The organism is Jatrophihabitans fulvus (genome assembly GCF_054781375.1).
The window spans coordinates 36,183-54,151 of the sequence record NZ_BAAGUN010000004.1 but is presented as its reverse complement, the minus strand read 5'-3'; the positions used below and the strand labels follow the sequence as shown (position 1 = coordinate 54,151).

The window sequence follows — 17,969 nt, the reverse complement described above, 5'->3', positions numbered from 1 at the left end:
CTGAGACCTCATTGTCGATGCTCGTCACCCCGCTGATACTGCCAGCGCCTGGGCACACTGGACGGTATGGCCGTCGATCTCCGCTCCCGATTGGGACGCCTCGTGTTCGAGCGGGTGGCCGGCAGCGAGGGGCCGCAGCACCGCGAGCGCATCCACTTCGCCGAGGGCGAGCGGTGGTTCGCCCCCGACGCGCCCATCCGCACCGTCCACGCCGACTCGTCGATGTTCGTCGGCGGGCTGCGGGCGCTGCTGCTGCAGAGCCTGCACCCGCTCGCGATGGCGGGGGTCGCAGAGCACTCCGACTACCGGGGCGACCCGTGGGGCCGCCTGCAACGCACGAGCTACTTCCTGGCCGTCACGACCTACGGCACCGTCGAGGACGCCGAGCGCGCGATCGCGAAGGTGCGGGGCATCCATCGGCGGGTGCACGGCACCGCCCGCGACGGCCGCCCCTACCGGGCGGACGACCCGCACCTGCTGAAGTGGGTCCACCTCGCCGAGGCCGACAGTTTCCTGCGCACGTATCAGACCTACGGCTCGGGGACGCTCGACCGGAACGGCCGGGACGCCTACGTCGCCGACGCCGCCGTGGTCGCCCGCAAGCTGGGCGTGATCGACCCGCCCACCACCGAGGAGGAACTCGCGCAGCAGCTGCAGGCCTACCGTCCGGAGCTCGAGGGCACGCCCGAGGCCCGCGCCGCCGCCCGGTTCCTGCTGCTGCGCCCGCCGCTGCCCGTGGTCGTCCGCGCCCCGTACGGCGTGCTGTCGGCCGCCGCCGTGGGCTCGCTGCCGGCGTGGACGCGCCGTCCGCTGCGCCTGCCGTACCTGCCGGTCGCCGAGGCGACCGTCGTCCGCGGTGCGGGCAAGGTGCTGGTCAGCGGCATCCGCTGGGCCATGACCCCGCCGGAGCAGGCGCGGACGGCCTGACGGGACGCGCGGCACCACCCTTACGAAATCTGTAATACACGCGCAGCTGCGTGTATTACAGATTTCGCGAAAGGGGTCACCTCGCCGGGCTCCGCCCTCCCGTCCACGATCAGTAGGGTCGGGGACATGAGCGAGGCCTGCCGAGCGGATCAACGGCACAGCGCGCCCCGGAGTCTCGTCCGGCGCCCCGAGCGCAGCGAGGACGCCGGATGAGCGTCACCCTCGCCAAAGGCGCGAACGTCTCGCTGAGCAAGGAGGCGCCGGGCCTCGCCGCCGTGACCATCGGGCTGGGCTGGCAGACCCGGTCGTCGACCGGGGCGGACTTCGACCTCGATGCGTCCGCGCTGCTGCTCGGCCCCGACGACAAGGTGCCGTCCGACGAGCACTTCGTCTTCTACAACAACCTGACCTCACCGGACGGGTCCGTCGAGCACCTCGGCGACAACCTCGTCGGCGGCTCGGGTTTCGACGACGACGAGCAGATGACGGTGCAGCTCGACGCGGTTCCCGCCGGCATCGAGCGCATCGTCGTCGCCGTGTCGATCTACGACGCCGAGGGACGCCACCAGAACTTCGGGCAGGTGCGACGCGCGTTCATCCGGGTGGTCAACCGCGCCGACGAGCAGGAGATCACCCGCTACGACCTGACCGAGGACGCATCGACCGAGACGGCGATGATCTTCGGAGAGCTGTACCGCAACCGCGGCGAGTGGAAGTTCCGCGCCGTGGGCCAGGGCTACGACGCCGGGTTGGCCGGCATCGCACGGGAGTTCGGAGTGGACATCGCATGAGCACAGGACCGCTGCCCGACGACCTCCGCGAGCAGCTGGCCAAGCCGAACCCGGCCGTGATGGCCACGCTCGGCAAGGACGGCCGCCCGGTCACCGTGGCCACCTGGTACCTGCTCGAGGACGACGGGACGATCCTGCTCGGCCTGGACGCCGGCCGGGCCCGGCTGAACCACCTGCGCCGTGACCCACGCGTCTCGCTGACCGCGCTGGCCGAGGAGAACTGGTACACCGCGATCAGCGTCCAGGGCCGGGTCGGCGAGATCCTCGACGACGAGGGCCTGGCCCAGATCGACCGGCTGTCGCGGCACTACAACGGCACGCCGTACCCGAACCGGGACTCGCCGCGTGTCTACTGCCACCTGACGATCGAGCGGTGGCACGGCTGGAACGCCTGACGACGGTCAGGTAGCGGTCACGTGATGGTGACGCCGCCGTCGACGGCGAGGGTCTGCCCGGTGACGTACCCGCCCGCGGGCGAGGCCAGGAAGACGACGGCGGCGGCGAGTTCGGCCGGGTCGCCCATGCGCCCGGCGACCACGCGCTGCAGCACCGACTCGAGGTAGCCCTCGGTGTACTGGTCGGTCATCTCGCTCTCGAAGAATCCCGGTGCGATCGCGTTGACGCGGATGCCCTTGCGCCCCGTCCACTGCTGCGCGAGGTCACGGGTGAGGCCAAGCAGGCCCGCCTTGCTCGCGGAGTAGGCGGCCTGCGGCAGTCCCGCGGTGGTGAGGCCGAGGACGCTGCTGATGTTGACGATGCTGCTGCCGGGTGCCATGACCCGTCCGCATGCCTGGGCCAGCCAGTAGCAACCGTTGAGGTTCACGTCGACGACGGCGCGGAACTGCTCGGGCGTCTCCTTCGTCGCCGGGACGGCGGTGCCGATGCCGGCGTTGTTCACGAGCACGTCGACCCGCCCGAACTCCGCCATGGCCGCGTCGACCAGCGCCTGGCACGAGCCGGGGTCGGCGACATCGGTGGGAACGGCCAACGCGCGGCGGCCCGCGGCCTCGACCAGCTTCTGCGTGTCGGCCAGCTTGTCGGCGCGGCGGGCGGCGAGCACGACGTCGGCGCCGGCCTCGGCGAGCGCCTGCGCGAACGCGACCCCCAACCCGGACGACGCGCCGGTGACGATCGCGACCCGGTCGTCGAGGCGGAACAGGTCGGTGATCACGGAGCGAGCCTAGTTGCCGGCGGTCCTCCCGCCGCCGGCAACCAGGCCGGTGTCAGCTGCCGTGCGGCGTGCTCGTCGTGCGGAACGGCGTGCGCGCCGACGGCAGCGACTGCACCAGCGCGTTGTCCGTCCCGACCGACACGACCCGCCCGGACGGCATCACGAGCGTGGCGGTGAAGACGCCGTCGGGGTTGGCTCGGCCGCGGCCGAGCACGACGGACGACCCGTCGGGTCGGGTGCCCGACACGGTCACGACCTCGTCCGGACGGTAACCCGCCCCGCTCGCGGTGATCCGCTCGCCCGGCGTGGCCGACCGGGACGACAGCACCAGCGTCGAGCGCACCTGCGGCGCGTCGGCGGCGAGCGCGACCCGGTCGAGCACCGTGGTCGTGTCGGTCGCAGGTAGGCGGGTGGCCGAGCCGGTGGCCGTCACGGCGTACACGTCGCCGGTGGCCGACGTCGGTACCGCGATCGTGGTGTCGATGCGGCCCGACCCGTCGGCGGTGACGGTGCGGGTGACCGGTGTCGGCGTCGCGAGCTGCACCGTCACGGTCTCGCCCGGACGGAACCCCGCGCCGTCGATCGGCAGCGCACTCCCCTGTCGCGCGCTGCGGCCGGCGGACACCGTCTGCGCCGCCTTGTCGGCGACCGTCACCGTGAACGAGTCGGTGACGCTGCCCTGCCCGTCCGAGACGGTGACGTGCACGGTGTACGCGCCCGGAGCCGTCCACGTGTGCGTGCCGGTGATCGTCCCGTCCGCCGCGACGGTCGCGTCGGCGGTCTGCGACGCGTCGCCCCACTGCACCCGGGCCGTGCGGTCGCCGGTGCCGCCGGTGGCAGTGCCGAGGGTCGGCGTGGCCGCGGTACCGGTGGTGGCCGTGACGTCCTTGCCGGGCTTCAGCGCGAGCGCCGGGGCCGGCGTGCCGTTGTCGGCGATCGCGAAGACGTGCACCCGGCCGTTGTCCTTCTCGCTGCCGGTCTGCTTCGGCATGACCACGCCGGTCAGGGTCTTGCCCGCGGCGAGCGTGATGGCCGGTGCCGCGAACAGGTAGGGCTTGGCGCCGTCGCGTCCGCCCTCGTCGAGGCGGTACTGCGTCGCGGCCACGGACGTGAAGCCTGCGGGCACCGGGACCCCGCCGCCGCCGAGCGTCCAGTCGGGGAAGTTCATCGGCACCGACTGGGTGCTGCCGTCGCTGTAGGTCAGCGTGGCGGTGGCCTTCTGGTCGCCCTGCGTACCGGCGCCGACGAACGCGATCTTCGTGGCGTCCTTCGGCAGCGACACCGGCAGCGTCTGCCCGCTGCCCTTCGCGTTGTCGGGTGTGCCCGCGGCGACGGCCGGCAGCGTGAAGTGCAGGTCGGTCCCCGTGACGTCGACCGACGTGCCCTGCGGCGCACCGGCCGCGGCGAGCGCCTGCCGCGAGTAGGAGTACCCGCCGCCGTCGCAGTCGACGGCCACGCCGTCGTCGGCGATGCAGGTGCCGTCGAAGCCGGCGGTGATGCCGCCGGTGGCCGCCTTCGCGACGGTGACGCCCGCGTAGTTCGTCGCCGTCTGCTCGCCGTCGGTGACGGTCACCGCGACGCGGTAGTAGCCCGGCTTCGCGTACGTGTGGCTGCCGGCGACCGAGTACGAGTTGAGCTGGCCCGGACGCAGCGTGCCCGCGGACGTCGTGCCGTCGCCCCAGTCGAGAGTGGCGGTGTAGTCGCTCGCGGACGCGCCCTTCGCGGCCACGAAGCTACCGAGCGTCGGCGTAATCTGCGAGCCGGTACGCGTGCCGATCGACTTGCTCGTCGGGGTGACGACGAGGGTCTTCGCGCCGGCGCGGTTCGGCTTCACCAGCAGTTCGACCTCGGCGAGTGACGCCTTGCCGCCACCGGTGAACAGCAGGCGGTACATGCGGTACGCCTGCGGGTTCTTCACGGTGAACGGCCGCGTCTCGCCGCGCCACTTGAATTGCTCGTTCTCGCGCGAATCGACGGTCGTCCAGCGGCGTCCCGTGTTCGACCCCTCGAACGTCCAGGACGACGGGTCGCCCTTGGCCGAGCCGGACGTCAGCGTGTACATGCGCACCTTGGCCGACGAGCCGTTCGTCCGCCACGTCAGCGTGGGCACGCCGTCGCGGAAGGTCGTCTGCGTCGTCGAGTCGTCGTCGGTCAGTGCCGCCACGTCCTGGCCGTTGGCCGCCGTGAGCGTGCCGACACCCTCGCTGGTGGCGTCCTGGTCCGGAGTCGGTGCCTTGTCGCCCTTGGTCGGTGACGGCGGCACGTCGTTCCTGCCCGTACCCCACGCGGACGGCGACGGACCCATGCGGAAGTCGAGGCCGGCGTCACCGGACAGCTCGTCCGTCGAGATCGAGGTCGAGCGGTGGGTGCTGCCGTTCACCTTCAACGACTGCACGTAGACGTTCGCGCTGCTGTTGTCGCGAGCGGTGATGGTGAGGTCGCCGGACGTGCGGTGCACGACCGCCTTGTCGAACAGCGGGCTGCCGACGGCCCAGTTCGGCGAACCGGACTGCAGCGGGTAGATGCCCAGCGCCGACAGCACGTACCAGGACGACATCTCGCCGTTGTCCTCGTCGCCGGGGTAGCCCTGGCCGATCTCGCTGCCGACGTAGAGCCGCTGCAGCACCTCGCGCACCAGCTTCTGCGTCTTGTACGGCTGCTGCACGTAGTCGTACATGTACGGGATGTGGTGCGACACCTGGTTGCTCATGCCGTACTGACCAATGCGGACGGCCCGCGCCTCGCGCATCTCGTGGATGACGCCGCCGTAGCCGCCCGGCTTGTTCGCGAGTTCCGGCGTGCGGAAGAACTGGTCGAGCTTCTTCGCCAGCGCCGGGCGTCCGCCGTAGAGGTCCGCGAGACCCTGGCCGTCCTGCGGGGCGTGGAACGCGAAGTTCCACCCGTCGGTCTCGGTGTAGACGCCGCCCCAGGCCTCGGGGTCGTAGTCGGCCTTCGCCTGTGCGAACGAGCCGTCGGCCCGGCGTCCCTGGAAGAACCCGACGGACGGGTCGAACAGGTTCACGTACTGGCCGGCGCGGTCGGCGAGGTACGCCGCCTCGTCACGCAGCTGCTGCCGCTTCGCCTTCGGCAGGGTCGGGTCCTTCGCGAGCTGCGCCGCCATCTGCGCGAGACCCTCGTCGTTGACATGGCCCTCGAGGTCCCACGACACGGACTCGCCCGTGCCGGTGTCGGTGTACTTGCGGAAGAGGCTGGTGGCCAGGCCCTTGCGCCCGACCCCGCTCGACGCGGGCAGCGTGGTGGCGTTCTTCAGGCCCGCCTCGTAGGTCGCGAGCGCGTCCTTCAGCTTCACGCCGCGCAGGTACGCGCCGGCGAAGGCCACGTCGCTGCTGGTTCCGGTCATCAGGTCGGCGTAGCCCGGCGACGACCAGCGCGCGATCCAGCCGCCGTCGCGGTACTGCTGCACGAACCCGTCGACGAGCTCGCTCGCGACCTCGGGGTACAGCAGCGAGTAGGCGGGCCACACCGTGCGGTACGTGTCCCAGAAGCCGTTGTTGACGTACACCTTGCCCTTGCGGACGGCGGCCCCCGTGACGGTGTCGCTCGCCGTGGCCGTGCTCGGCAGCACCGGGCTGGCGTACCTGTAGACCGGCTTCGCGGCGCTACCGGTGTTCTCGAACTGCGAGTTCGGATACAGGTTGAGGCGGTACAGGCTGCCGTAGAGCGTGCGCAGCTGGTCGTCACTCGCGCCCTTGACCTCGACGACGCCGAGCCGCTTCTGCCAGGCATCGGTCGCGCTCCGGTGCAGCTGGTCGAACGACCGCCCGGTGAGTTCGAGCTTCTCGCTGCGCTGCGCCTGGGTCAGACCGATGAACGAGGTGGCGAGCCGCAGCTCGACCGTCTTCGACGCGAAGCGCGCGTACTGCGAGTCGGCGTTGCCGTCGGGCGCCGCACCGGTCGCGGTCGGCTTCGTCGAGAACGTGCCGGTGAAGAACATGCGGCTGCGGCCGACCGAGAGCCCGCTGCCGTTGTCGACCCAGCCGTGGACGGTGCCGGTGGCCGGGTCGATCACGAACGAGCCGTTGCGGTCGACGGTGTCGAAGACGAGCGAGCCGGAGTCGCCGGGGAAGGTGAACCGCAGCACGGCGCCGTGGTCGGCCGGCGCGATCTCCGTCCGCAGCTTGTTCTGGAACGTCACCCCGTAGTAGTCCGGACGAGCGGTCTCGTCGTCGTGACGGAAGGCCAGTGCACGTCCGGTCGGGCTGCCGGTCGGGGTGTCGCTCGTGGACGGCATGACGGACAGCTGGTTGCGGTCACCCATCCAGGGGCTGGGCTCGTGCGAGACCGAGAAGCCCTGCAGTTCGGGCAGGTTGTCGTCGTCGTTGGCCTGCGCGTAGTAGTACTCCCAGCTGTTCGACGTCGCGTCGGTCACCGGGGTCATGAACGTGAAGCCGTTCGGCACCGCGCTGATGGGCAGGTTGTTGCCGCGCGAGAACGAGCCGGACGCGTTGGTGCCGCGGCGGGTGTCGACCGCGTTCGCCAGCGGGCTGGTGTCGACGCCGGCCGGGGACGGGTCGAGGTCGATGTCGTCGATCCAGCCGGCGAAGGCCCGCTCGGGCGCGCCGTTCGGGGTGTCGTAGGCGAGCAGGACGCGGTCGATCGTCTTTCCGCGCGCGATGCGGCCGATGTCGCTGCTGATCTGGTTCCACTGGTCGACGTAGAGGATCTTGCCGTTGCCCTGGCCGCGCGGGGTGAGCAGGACGTCGTGCTGGTCGCGGGGCTGCAGCTGCGAGAGGTACGTGCCGTCGGTGAAGTGCAGGTCCAGGGCGGCGTACGTCGACGGGTAGGCCTCGCTCGACGCGGTGTCCTGCGGCAGGATGCGGTAACTCAGTCGGGTTTTCGGACCCACCCGTACCGACAGGTCCTTCTGGATCACGTTGGTCTCGTAGACGCGCCCGGTCTTCGTCTGTTCTCCCGCGTAGCGGTAGGCGTGCCGGCCGGTGAAGCCGGCGTTCTCCTTGAGGTTGAAGCCGGATGTCGGGCCGTTGCCCGTGGCGGTCACCATCGGCTCGTCGTCCGCGGTCGCACCGGCGGCGGCGAGATCGAGGTCGGCCAGCTGCAGCAGCGTGCCCGACTGCGGGGCGCTGATCGCCAGCCGGTAGTAGGCGTACGGCTTCGGGTCGGTGACCGTGTAGGTGTTGCGCACGCCGCGGCCGGTCCAGGTCTGGCCGGTGCGGGTGTCGAGCGTGGTGAAGGTGCTGCCGTCGGTGGAGCCCTGCAGCGTCCACGCCTTCGGGTCGCGGTCGGGGGCGTCGCCGCCGGACGTCAGCGCGTACGTGCCGACGGCGGTCGCCGCAGGCAGGTGGTAGGTCAGCGTCGCCGTGGTCGCGAACGCGAGCCACTTGGTGGCGGGGTCGCCGTCGGCCAGGTTCTTCGCGATCTCGCCGGGCGGGTTCTCGGCCGACGCCGTGATCGGGGTGTCGCTGTCGACCACGCTGCCGGGCAGGTGGTTCGACGAGGCCCGCACGCCGTCGCGCCACTCCCGTCCGCCGCGCTTCTCGACGGTGCTGGTGAGCGCGGCCGGGTCGCCCGCCTCGAAGGACGTCGACCAGCTGCCGGCCGCGGGCGCGGCGGCCGCGGGGGCGGTGATCGCCGCGGCGCCGGAGACGGCCACGGCCGCGCCGGTGAATGCGGCGAGGAACCCGCGGGCGGGGGTACGGAAACGCAGCTGCACGGGGCTACTCCCAGGAGACCGCCGCGCGACGTTACGCGACGTTCGGGCACATTGCTCCCGATTGACAGCGTTGTCAAGAAGCGAGCATGCTCCCCGCTGTGCCGGTTCCGTCCGTTTCGCCGCCTGCCGTCCGAGCGGCTCGCCCCACCCTCGAGGACGTGGCCCGGCTCGCGGGTGTCAGCCTCAAGACCGCCTCCCGCGTCGTGAACGGCGAGCCGCACGTGGCCGCCGCGACGGGCGCCAGGGTCCTGGCCGCGGCGGACGAACTGGGCTTCCGGCCGAACGTCATCGCCCGCGAGCTGCGGCAGGGCGCGCGCTCGACGAGCGTCGGGCTGATCATCAGCGACGTCGCGAACCCGTTCTACGCCCGGCTCACCCGCGGCGTCGAACGGCGGCTGCGGCGCGAGGGCCTGCAGGTCATCACCGCCTCCAGTGACGAGGACCCGGCGCTCGAACGCCGCCTGACCGCCGAGCTGCTCGAACGGCGCGTGTGCGGCCTGCTGGTCACGACCTGCCTCACCGACCACACCCATCTCGAGAGCGACCGGCGCCTCGGGGTGCCGGTGGCGTTCCTCGACCGTCCGGCGCACGGCATCGACGCCGACACCGTCGCGCTCGACAACGCCGGCGGCGCCACCGCCGCGACCGAACACCTGCTCGCGCAGGGGCACCGCCGCATCGGGCTCGTCGGCGACCTCAGCCGACTCGCCACCCACCGCGAGCGCGTCGCGGGCTTCGAGGCGGCCATGACCGCCGCGGGCTTCGACGGGTGGCGCGAGCACGTACGCGCCGATTCGCACGACAGCGACGCCGCCGAACGCGCGGTGCGCGACCTGCTCGCGCTGCCGGCCCCACCCACCGCCCTGTTCACGACGAACAACCGGATCACGGTCGGGGCGCTGCGCACGCTGCGCGGCACCGACCGTCCGCCCGCGCTCGTCGGCTTCGACGACTTCGAGCTCGCCGACCTGCTCGGCGTCACCGTCGTCGCCCACTCCCCCGAGGCCATGGGCGAGCTCGGCGCCGAGCGCCTGCTCGCCCGGTTGCACGGCACGTCCGACCCGTCCTTCGACGACCGCCTGCCCGTCCGCCTGATCCCCCGCGGGTCCGGCGAGCGCCCCCCACCCGATCGAGAGGCACAGCCATGAGACGTCTCGTCACCGCCGCACTGGGCGCGGCGCTGATCGCAGGAACGCTGGCCACCGCCCCCGTGGCCGGCGCGCAGGCGCCCGCCGGCGACCTCACCGACCTCGTCAACCCCTTCGTGGGGACGGAGAACTTCGGCAACACGTTCCCCGGCGCGAGCGCGCCGTTCGGCATGGTGCAGGTCAGTCCCGACACCGGCGGCCAGGGCGGCTACGACTACAAGGGCACGAAGATCCACGGCTTCAGCCAGACACACCTCAGCGGCGTCGGCTGCGGCGTGGTCGGCGAGCTGCCGATCATGCCCACCACCGGCACGGTGACCAGCGGCGGCATCGACGACTACTCGTCCGCGTTCTCGCACGACGACGAGAAGGCGACGCCGGGGTACTACCGGGTCGGGCTGTCGCGCTACGGCATCGACGCCGAGCTGACGGCCACCGACCGGACGGGCTGGCAGCGCTACACGTTCCCGGCCGGTGGGCAGCACAACGTGCTGCTCAACACCGGGCAGGCGAACATGGCGGTGAAGTCGTCGACGATCGACGTCGTCGACGACCGGACGATCACCGGCAGCGTCACCGACGGCGGCTTCTGCGCCGGGCACGACGTGCACACGGTGTACTTCGCGGTCAGCTTCTCGACGCCGTTCACCACCCACGGCGCACTGCCCGGCGACGGCAACCACGGCGAGTGGGTGTCGTTCGGCGACACGAAGCAGGTCACGCTCAAGGTGGGGCTCAGCTACACCGGCGTCGCCGGTGCGCGGAAGAACCTCACCGCCGAGACCGGCTCGTCCTTCGACTTCGACGCCACGCGTACGGCCCTCACCGACCGTTGGGAATCCGAACTCTCCCGGGCGAGGATCACCGGCGGCACCCACGAGCGGCAGGTCGCGTACTACACGGCGCTCTACCACGCTCTCCTGCACCCGAACCTCAGCGGCGACGTCGACGGGAAGTACTTCGGCTTCGACGGCAAGACGCACACCGCACGGGGCTTCACGCCGCGCGCCAACTTCTCGCTCTGGGATACCTACCGCACGCAGAACCAGTTGCTCGAACTGCTGCGCCCCGACGTCGCCCGCGACGACGCGCTGTCGCTGCTGGCCATCGGACGCGAGGGCGGCTGGCTGCCGCGGTGGGCCCTCGAGAGCAGCGAGACCAACATCATGACGGGTGACCCGGTCACCCCGACCCTCGTCGAGCTGTGGTCGAAGGGGTTCCTGAAGGGCCACGAGAACGAGGCGTACGCGATGCTGCGCAGGTACGCCACGCAGCTGCCGCCGCAGGACTCGCAGTACAACGGGCGCGCCGGCGTCGCCTACTGGAAGAAGCTCGGTTACATCCCGTCCGGCCTCGACCAGCACACCGACTGTCCGTACGCCGGCGGCGACAGCGACTGCAACAACCCGGCGTCCGCCACGCTCGAGTACTCCGCCGCCGATGCCGCCCTGTCGCAGATGGCGAAGGCGCTCGGGCACGCGCAGGACGCCGAGCTCTTCGCCGAGCGCGGCCGCTGGTACCGCAATCTCTGGGACTCGAAGCTGAAGGTGTTCCACCCCCGCAACGCCGACGGCACCTTCGTGCAGCCGTACGACCCGGTGTCGGCCGACATGCAGTTCCACGAGGGCGGCGCCTACCAGTACGCGTGGCTCGTGCCGCAGGACGTCCACGGGCTGGTCGACCTGCACGGTGGCCGCGCCCGGACGGCGAAGGCGCTGGACGCGTTCTTCGCCTACGACAAGCTGCTCGCCGCCCCGGCGAAGGCCGCCCGCGAGGACTGGATCTCGGCGCCGTACGACTACTACGCCAAGTCGACGTACAACCCGAACAACGAGCCCGACCTGCTCGCGCCGTACCTGTACGCGTGGACCGGGCAGCCGTCGCACACCGCCACCGCGGTGCGCGCCGCCTACACGCTGTTCACCACCGGCCCGGACGGCATGACCGGCAACGACGACCTCGGCCAGATGTCGTCCTGGTACGTGATGAGCTCGCTCGGCATCTACCCGACGATGAGCGGACAGAACACGTTCGTGCTGTCGAGCCCGCAGTTCACCTCGGCGACGGTGAAGATCGGGTCGTACGCCGGTCGCCAGGGCGGCACCCTGCGGGTGACCGCGCCCGGTGCGAGCGACACGAATCGCTACGTGCGCTCCGTGGACGTGAACGGCAAGGGCACGACCGGGACGTGGATCCCGTTCTCGGCGATCGCCCGCGGTGGTGCGCTCGACTTCACCGTCGGCGCGACGCCGTCCGCCTGGGGCACGAGGGCGAAGGACGCACCGCCGTCGATCGACCGCAGTGCCGACGACGCCCGGGTGTCTTTCGGCGCGCGTGTCGCCGGGGCGGCCGCCCCTGTGGGGGCGCGCTCGGTGACGATCACGGCCGCGATGGTCGGCCAGTGGCCCGGTGATCACCTCGTGACCACGTCGGTCGCCGTCCCGAAGGGTTGGAAGGCCCAACCCGCTCACACCACCACGCTGCTGACCTCGGACGGGCTGCCCGCCCAGCTCGACAAGGCGATCACGCTGAAGCTGCCCGCCGGCACCGAGGCGGGCGAGTACCCGGTCACCATGACGATGCGGGCCTACGGCGTCGGCACCGTGACGCGCAAGGCCGTCGTGTCGGTGCAGGACGTCCGCTGCACCGACGCGGACGGGGCCTGCGCGCTCGCCCTGCAGCCCGACCTCGACGGCACCGCGACGGTCGCCGCACCCGACTCGGGCAACTTCGACGGCGGTGGCTGGAGCTACGACGGCGACCTGCTGCCCGACGCCGGCGCGCACACCCTCGCGGGCGTTCCGTGGCTGCTGCCCGACCCCGACGGCACGGCGAAGAACTTCGTGTCGGCCGACGGGCGCCAGCTGGCCCTGCCGCCTGGGTCGTACGGCTCGGTGAAGGTGCTGGGCGCGTCCCACGGCGGCGACACCCGCTCGTCCGCGACGGTCACCTACTCGGACGGCACGACCGCGTCGGTGCCGTTCGTGCTCGGCGACTGGGCGGCGTCGTCCCCGGCCGACGGCACCGCGCTGGGCCTCGCCATGGACCACCGCATCAAGACCGGCACCGGCAAGGACGGCCCGCCGGTCAACCTCTGGGTCTCGACGCTGCCGCTCGACGCGACGCGCACCGTCCAGTCGATCACGCTGCCGAACGCGGGGGCCGAGATCTACGCGATGACCCTCCAGAAGTGAGTGCTCCGGTGGCGGCAGACTGTCGGACGTGACCCCTGCCGCCACCCGCCGCATCCGCCGCGAACCCGAACGCGGCCGCTACGACCGCGAGTCGCTCCACGCCGTGCTCGACGCCCAGCACCTCGCGCACGTCGCCTGGGTGCTCGACGGTGAACCGCAGGTCGTGCCCATGCTCGCCGCCCGCATCGGCGACCGGCTCGCCGTGCACGGTTCGTCCGCCAGCCGGACGATGAAGGCGCTGGCTGCCGGCGTCCCGGCCTGCGTCTCGGTCGCGGTCGTCGACGGCCTCGTGCTGGCGAAGTCGGTCTTCGACCACTCGGTCAACTACCGCGGCGCCGTGATCTACGGCCGCTTCGAGCCGGTGGTCGGCGACGACGCGCTGATGGCCGCGTTCGAGGCCCTCACCGAGGCTCTTGCGCCCGGCCGGTGGGCCGAGGCGCGGCGTCCGTCGCCGAAGGAGATGAGGGCGACCGCGGTGGTCACGATGCCGCTCGACGACGCGACGGTGAAGGTGCGCGAGGGCGGCCCGAGCCTCGAGGACCTGCCCGCGTCGGCGGGCGTCTGGGCCGGCGTCGTGCCCTTCGAGAAGCGCTACGGCGAGGCGGTGCCCGCCACGGACGGCGAGCTGCCGCCGAGCGTCCGCGCGCTCTCCGGGACGCCGACGCTGTCCTGAGTCACCACTCCTCGCTGGACGTGTACTGCGCCAGGTTGGCCATGCGTCGCTGCACCGTCGACACCTCGCGGACGGCCTGCCCGATGACGCTGCGGTCGATGGGTGACAGCCGGTGCATGGTGACGACGTCTGACGGCCGGTGCCCGCGCTCGCGCTGTGCGAGCTGGTGCCGCAGCCGCACCTGCTGCAGCACCTCGAAGACCTCGATCAGCGTGTCGGCGGCGCCGTCGGCGAGCATCGGCGACCCGGACGCCGCCCGCAGCCGCTCGGTCGTCTGCACCTCGGACGAGCCGACGGTGAGCGCGGCCCACCGCGCGATGTTCACGATGGGCAGCAGCGCGTGGGTCTTGACGTCGAAGGTGCCGCCCCGGCGGGCGAGCACGTCGCGCACCGAGCGCAGCCGCGCCTTCTTCGACAACGACTCCTCGAGCAGCAGCTTCATGGTGCCCGGGTGCGAGCGCAGGTCGCCGAACACGCGCAGGACCTCGGGCAGGCCGGGGTCGCCGTGCACCGGACGTCCGTCGACCAGCAGCGAGGTCATGATCGCGCCCTGGTTCGGCACCGGGTCGTCCAACCAGTCCTTCGCGGCCGAACGCCATTGCGCGTTCGTGCGCGAAAAAGCCGCGCGGCTGGCCGTGGCGCCGTGCTCGTCGACGTGCAGTCCCGCCCGCACCAGCAGCTTCTCGACCTCGGCGAACGCCGACCGGTAGCGCCCGTACTGCGCGGGGTCGAGGTCGCCGGAGAAGGTCACCGCCGAGTCGACGTCCGAGCTGAGCACCGCCTCGCGGCGGCCGTTGCCGCCGAGCTCCAGCCAGGTGAACGCGTCGATGTCGAGGTCGTCGTGCTGCGCGAACACGAGCACCAGAGCGCGGCGGACGATCGCGTCGACGGTCGCCGTGTACACGGCCGTCACCTTGCTGGTCGCGAGCCCGCGGGTGAGCAGGTCGGCGACCATGCCCGGCACACCGGCCGCCCGGTCGGCGAGCTCATCGGCGTCGCCGGCGCGCGAGATCTGCTCGCGCAGCGCGACGCCGGCGGTGGTCGACGACACCGCGAAGTCGGCGGGCGCCGCCGCCCCGCGCAGCCGTCCCGCGCGATCGACGATGAGCAGGAACTCGGCGTCCTCGTCGAGCAGGGTGATCAGCGCGCCGGCCGCCGACTCGCCGCTCGCCGTGGTCAGTGCCGGCTGCATGACCTCGGACACCGGTGTCGTCAGCGGCCGCCGCGGCACGATGACCTCGGTGCGCAGGACGCGGTCGGTGACGATGCCGAACCGTCCGTCGCCGAGCTCGATCGCGGCGTAGTAGGTGTCCGCCTCGGTCATCCGCTGGGCCACGTCCGCGACGGACGTGTCCGGCGCGACGAGCAGCGGGGTGCGGGTGATCAGCTCGTCGACGACGCCGTAGCTCGGGTCGACGTCCGGCGGACGGCGCGACAGGCTGTCGGCCAGGAACCGGGCGCCGCCCGACGACTGCAGGGCCGGGGTCACGATGTCGCCGGGCAGGATCGCCACCGTCGCCGAGCCGCGCGCGACGGCCCGCGGGCCCACCGGTCGCTGCGTGAGCAGGGCCGAGTACCCGAAGACGCCGCCCGGGCCCAACCGCTCGTCCGGGTCGGCACTGCCGCGGCTGTTCCAGAGGTCGACGCGACCCTCGAGCACCACGTACATCTCGTCGCTCTCGGTCGCGAACGCGTCCAGGATCTGCGTCCCGTCGGCGAAGCGGCGGGTGTGCGCGGCCCGCGCGAGACGGCCGAGCTGCTCGGCGTCGAGGTCGTCGAACGGCGGGTGCGCACCCAGGAACGCCGCCAGATCGTCGCTGTCGTCAGGCACGGATGTCATGGTGCCCGACCGGGATCGCCTGGGAACCGCGTAGGAATGATCCGTTCGGGGAACCGTGTACCCACGAAGCGCGGGTGACCTCACACGACGAAGGGGGAACGGCCTCATGACGCAGACCGGGACTGACAGCGCCGACGCCGAGGGCGGCGGCAGCCTCGACGCCGAGCAGGTCGGCTACAAGCAGTCGCTCGGCCGCCGCCAGGTGCAGATGATCGCCATCGGCGGCGCCATCGGCACCGGTCTGTTCCTGGGCTCGGCGTCCAAGCTGGCCTCCACCGGGCCCGCGCTGGTGATCAGCTACGCGATCGTCGGCGTCGTCGCCTACCTGCTCATGCGGGCCCTCGGCGAGCTGGTGCTGCACCGGGCGACCTCGGGCGCGTTCGTGTCGTACATGCGCGAGTTCTTCGGCGAACGCGGCGCGTACGTGACGGGCTGGATGTACTGGCTCAACTGGGCGCTCACCGGCATCACCGAGTTGTCGGCCGTGGCGCTCTACGTGCAGTCGAAGTTCGACGGCGTGCCGCGCCCCGTCACCGTGCTCGTGGCGCTCGCCGTCGTGCTGATCATCAATCTGCTGTCGGCCAAGGCGTTCGGCGAGTTCGAGTTCTGGGCGTCGATCATCAAGGTCGCGGCCATCGTGATGTTCCTCGTCGTCGGCCTGGTCTACGTCATCGGCGGCATCCACCTCGGCGCGCACAAGGCCGGCTTCTCCAACCTCTGGAACAACCCGGGCGGCTTCTGGCCGTCCGACGGCCAGTTCAACTGGTACGGGCCGCTCCTGGTGATGTCCAGCGTCATCTTCGCCTTCGCCGCCATCGAGATGGTCGGTGTCGCCGCGGGCGAGATGAAGGACTCGCGCACCGAGGTGCCCAAGGCCGTCAACGCGGTCGTCTTCCGCATCGGCGTCTTCTACGTCGGCTCGATCCTGCTCCTCATCTCGATGCTGCCGACGAGCGACTACGCCCCGAAGAACCCCGACGACCCGGCGAGCAGCCCGTTCGTCACCGTGTTCGACCGCATGGGCCTCGGCTGGGTCGGCGACGTCATCCTCGCCGTGCTGATCATCGCCGCGATGTCGTCGCTCAACTCCGGTCTCTACTCGACCGGCCGCGTGCTGCGCAGCCTCGGCGTGTCGAAGCAGGCTCCCGACTTCACGCTGAAGATGAGCAGCCACGGCGTGCCGTGGGCGGGCATCGTCATGACGTCCGTCGTCTACGTCTTCGGCGCCGTGCTCAACGCCGTCGATCCCGACGCCTTCACCACCGCGCTCGAGGCGTCGTCGATCTGTGTCGCCTTCACGTGGGCGACGATCTTCGCCTGCCAGATCAGGTTGCGGCGGCTGGTCAACCGCGGCGTCATCAAGAAGAGCCCGTTCCAGATGCCGGGTTCGCCGTACACCAGCTGGCTGGGCCTGATCTTCCTGGGCTACGTCATCATCGCCCTGGCCATCTCGGGCTGGCAGGAGTCGCCGGACTTCTGGAGCAAGACCGACTTCCTCGTCGTCGTGCTCGGCATCCCGATCATCGCCTTCCTGCTCATGATCGGCTGGCTGGTCGTCCGCAAGAACGTCATCGCCAACACCGACGGACATCTCGAGGCGGCCTGGAACGACGACGGCCCCACCGCCCGCAACAAGGGCGGGGGCACGCCGGCGGTCAACCAGGACGAGATCGAGTCGAAGGCCTAACCCAGCACGCGAGCGTCCTCGAGCACGAACGCCCGCCACGGGCGGTGCGGCTTGGCGCCGTGCCCGGGGTCGACGCCGACGATCCGTCCGCCGGGCAGTGAGACCTCGGTGTGTGCGGCCTCGAGGTCGACGCCGAGCACCCGGGCGACGTCCGCATCGGCACGCAGCTGCTTGCGCCGCCAGTCGACGGGGCTCGAGTGGCCGTGCACCTGGCTGAACGGCAGCGGCGTGTGCAGCCACGACGGCAGCAGCTCGGTGGCGGCCGCCGCCCACAGCGGCCCTGCGCGCTCGGGTCGCGGCGCCCCGCCGCCGAGCATGTGGCCGGCGGCGAACAGCACGGCGTCGTGGGTGCCGGCGAACGAGTTCAGCGCGGCGGCCACCAGCGTCACGTCGGGTTGGGCGTCGAGCACGTCGCGCCAGTAGTCGGACGTCAGCCCGGCGTGCGTGACGAGCAGGCGCTCGCCGGCCGCCTCGAGCGCCACCGCGGGACGCATCGCGCCGGACGCCCACCAGCCGGCGAGGGTGTCGGCGGCGGTGTGGTCGAGGTGCTCGGGCCAGTCGAACGCGGGTTCGGCGAGGTACTGCGCCTCGTGGTTGCCGGCGAGCTGTCGCCACTGTGCCGGTTGGTCGCGCAGGTAGCGGTCGACGAGCGCGACGACCCCCTCGGACGCCGGGCCGCGGTGCACGAGGTCGCCCACCTGCACGACGGTCAGGTCGTCGGGCAGGCGGTCGTCGACGGCGCCGAGCCGCTCGAGCTCACCGCACAGTTCGTCGAGCTGGCCGGCGAGGTCGCCGATGATCGCGACCCGTCCCGGCGGACGGGGCGGCGCGGGCTGCATCACCCCA

Annotated in this window: 11 protein-coding genes; 7 read left to right on the top strand and 4 right to left on the bottom strand. The window is 71.7% G+C overall.

Annotated elements, in window-relative coordinates; all coding sequences use genetic code 11:
- The first annotated feature begins 66 nt into the window (after positions 1 to 66).
- From ACYVP9_RS14460 to ACYVP9_RS14450, 3 genes are all read left to right on the top strand, one after another.
- Positions 67 to 927, top strand: a complete 861-nt coding sequence (locus ACYVP9_RS14460; protein ID WP_460605601.1) for an oxygenase MpaB family protein — start codon at positions 67 to 69, stop codon at positions 925 to 927.
- A gap of 209 nt (positions 928 to 1,136) precedes the next feature.
- Entirely contained in the window at positions 1,137 to 1,718 is a 582-nt protein-coding gene (locus ACYVP9_RS14455) for a TerD family protein (protein WP_460605599.1), read from the top strand.
- On the top strand, positions 1,715 to 2,113 hold the full coding sequence (locus ACYVP9_RS14450) for a PPOX class F420-dependent oxidoreductase (RefSeq protein WP_460605598.1): 399 nt from the start codon (positions 1,715 to 1,717) through the stop codon (positions 2,111 to 2,113). Before ACYVP9_RS14455 ends, ACYVP9_RS14450 begins: the two co-directional genes overlap by 4 nt.
- Positions 2,114 to 2,130: 17 nt before the next feature.
- On the opposite strand, the gene ACYVP9_RS14445 is transcribed toward ACYVP9_RS14450, so the two are convergent.
- Complete coding sequence (locus ACYVP9_RS14445) at positions 2,131 to 2,889, bottom strand: SDR family NAD(P)-dependent oxidoreductase (RefSeq protein WP_460605597.1); 759 nt, start codon at positions 2,887 to 2,889, stop codon at positions 2,131 to 2,133.
- 52 nt (positions 2,890 to 2,941) lie between these two features.
- Complete coding sequence (locus tag ACYVP9_RS14440) at positions 2,942 to 8,581, bottom strand: GH92 family glycosyl hydrolase (protein WP_460605596.1); 5,640 nt, start codon at positions 8,579 to 8,581, stop codon at positions 2,942 to 2,944.
- A 158-nt stretch (positions 8,582 to 8,739) separates the two neighbouring features.
- On the opposite strand from ACYVP9_RS14440, the gene ACYVP9_RS14435 reads away from it, so the two are divergent.
- Genes ACYVP9_RS14435 through ACYVP9_RS14425 form a run of 3 tightly spaced genes read left to right on the top strand, consistent with a single transcriptional unit; the run spans position 8,740 to position 13,596 of the window.
- Positions 8,740 to 9,729 (top strand): LacI family DNA-binding transcriptional regulator, encoded by a 990-nt coding sequence (locus tag ACYVP9_RS14435; protein WP_460605595.1) that lies wholly within the window; start codon positions 8,740 to 8,742, stop codon positions 9,727 to 9,729.
- Positions 9,726 to 12,923: a GH92 family glycosyl hydrolase gene (locus ACYVP9_RS14430; protein ID WP_460605594.1), complete on the top strand. Its 3,198-nt coding sequence runs from the start codon at positions 9,726 to 9,728 to the stop codon at positions 12,921 to 12,923. The genes ACYVP9_RS14435 and ACYVP9_RS14430 overlap by 4 nt, the downstream gene beginning before the upstream one ends.
- Positions 12,924 to 12,951: 28 nt before the next feature.
- On the top strand, positions 12,952 to 13,596 hold the full coding sequence (locus ACYVP9_RS14425) for a pyridoxamine 5'-phosphate oxidase family protein (RefSeq protein ID WP_460605593.1): 645 nt from the start codon (positions 12,952 to 12,954) through the stop codon (positions 13,594 to 13,596).
- A gap of 1 nt (position 13,597) precedes the next feature.
- Here ACYVP9_RS14425 and ACYVP9_RS14420 read toward each other — a convergent pair whose 3' ends face one another.
- The gene (locus ACYVP9_RS14420; protein WP_460605592.1) at positions 13,598 to 15,427 is read right to left on the bottom strand and encodes a putative nucleotidyltransferase substrate binding domain-containing protein; all 1,830 of its coding nucleotides are present in this window, start codon (positions 15,425 to 15,427) and stop codon (positions 13,598 to 13,600) included.
- Positions 15,428 to 15,542: 115 nt separating this feature from the next.
- Here ACYVP9_RS14420 and ACYVP9_RS14415 point away from each other — a divergent pair, with 115 nt between their 5' ends.
- Positions 15,543 to 17,123, top strand: a complete 1,581-nt coding sequence (locus ACYVP9_RS14415) for an amino acid permease (RefSeq protein ID WP_460605591.1) — start codon at positions 15,543 to 15,545, stop codon at positions 17,121 to 17,123.
- Here ACYVP9_RS14415 and ACYVP9_RS14410 read toward each other — a convergent pair.
- Positions 17,120 to 17,962: a metallophosphoesterase family protein gene (locus tag ACYVP9_RS14410; protein ID WP_460605590.1), complete on the bottom strand. Its 843-nt coding sequence runs from the start codon at positions 17,960 to 17,962 to the stop codon at positions 17,120 to 17,122. The genes ACYVP9_RS14415 and ACYVP9_RS14410 overlap by 4 nt on opposite strands.
- Between the last annotated feature and the right edge of the window lie 7 nt (positions 17,963 to 17,969).

What these genes read in the sequence shown, in the direction of transcription:
- ACYVP9_RS14460 (WP_460605601.1), top strand. Translation starts at nt 67, where the DNA reads ATGGCCGTCGATCTCCGCTCCCGATTGGGACGCCTCGTGTTCGAGCGG.
- ACYVP9_RS14455 (WP_460605599.1), top strand. Translation starts at nt 1,137, where the DNA reads ATGAGCGTCACCCTCGCCAAAGGCGCGAACGTCTCGCTGAGCAAGGAG.
- ACYVP9_RS14450 (WP_460605598.1), top strand. Translation starts at nt 1,715, where the DNA reads ATGAGCACAGGACCGCTGCCCGACGACCTCCGCGAGCAGCTGGCCAAG.
- ACYVP9_RS14430 (WP_460605594.1), top strand. Translation starts at nt 9,726, where the DNA reads ATGAGACGTCTCGTCACCGCCGCACTGGGCGCGGCGCTGATCGCAGGA.
- ACYVP9_RS14415 (WP_460605591.1), top strand. Translation starts at nt 15,543, where the DNA reads ATGACGCAGACCGGGACTGACAGCGCCGACGCCGAGGGCGGCGGCAGC.
- ACYVP9_RS14410 (WP_460605590.1), bottom strand. Translation starts at nt 17,962, where the DNA reads ATGCAGCCCGCGCCGCCCCGTCCGCCGGGACGGGTCGCGATCATCGGC.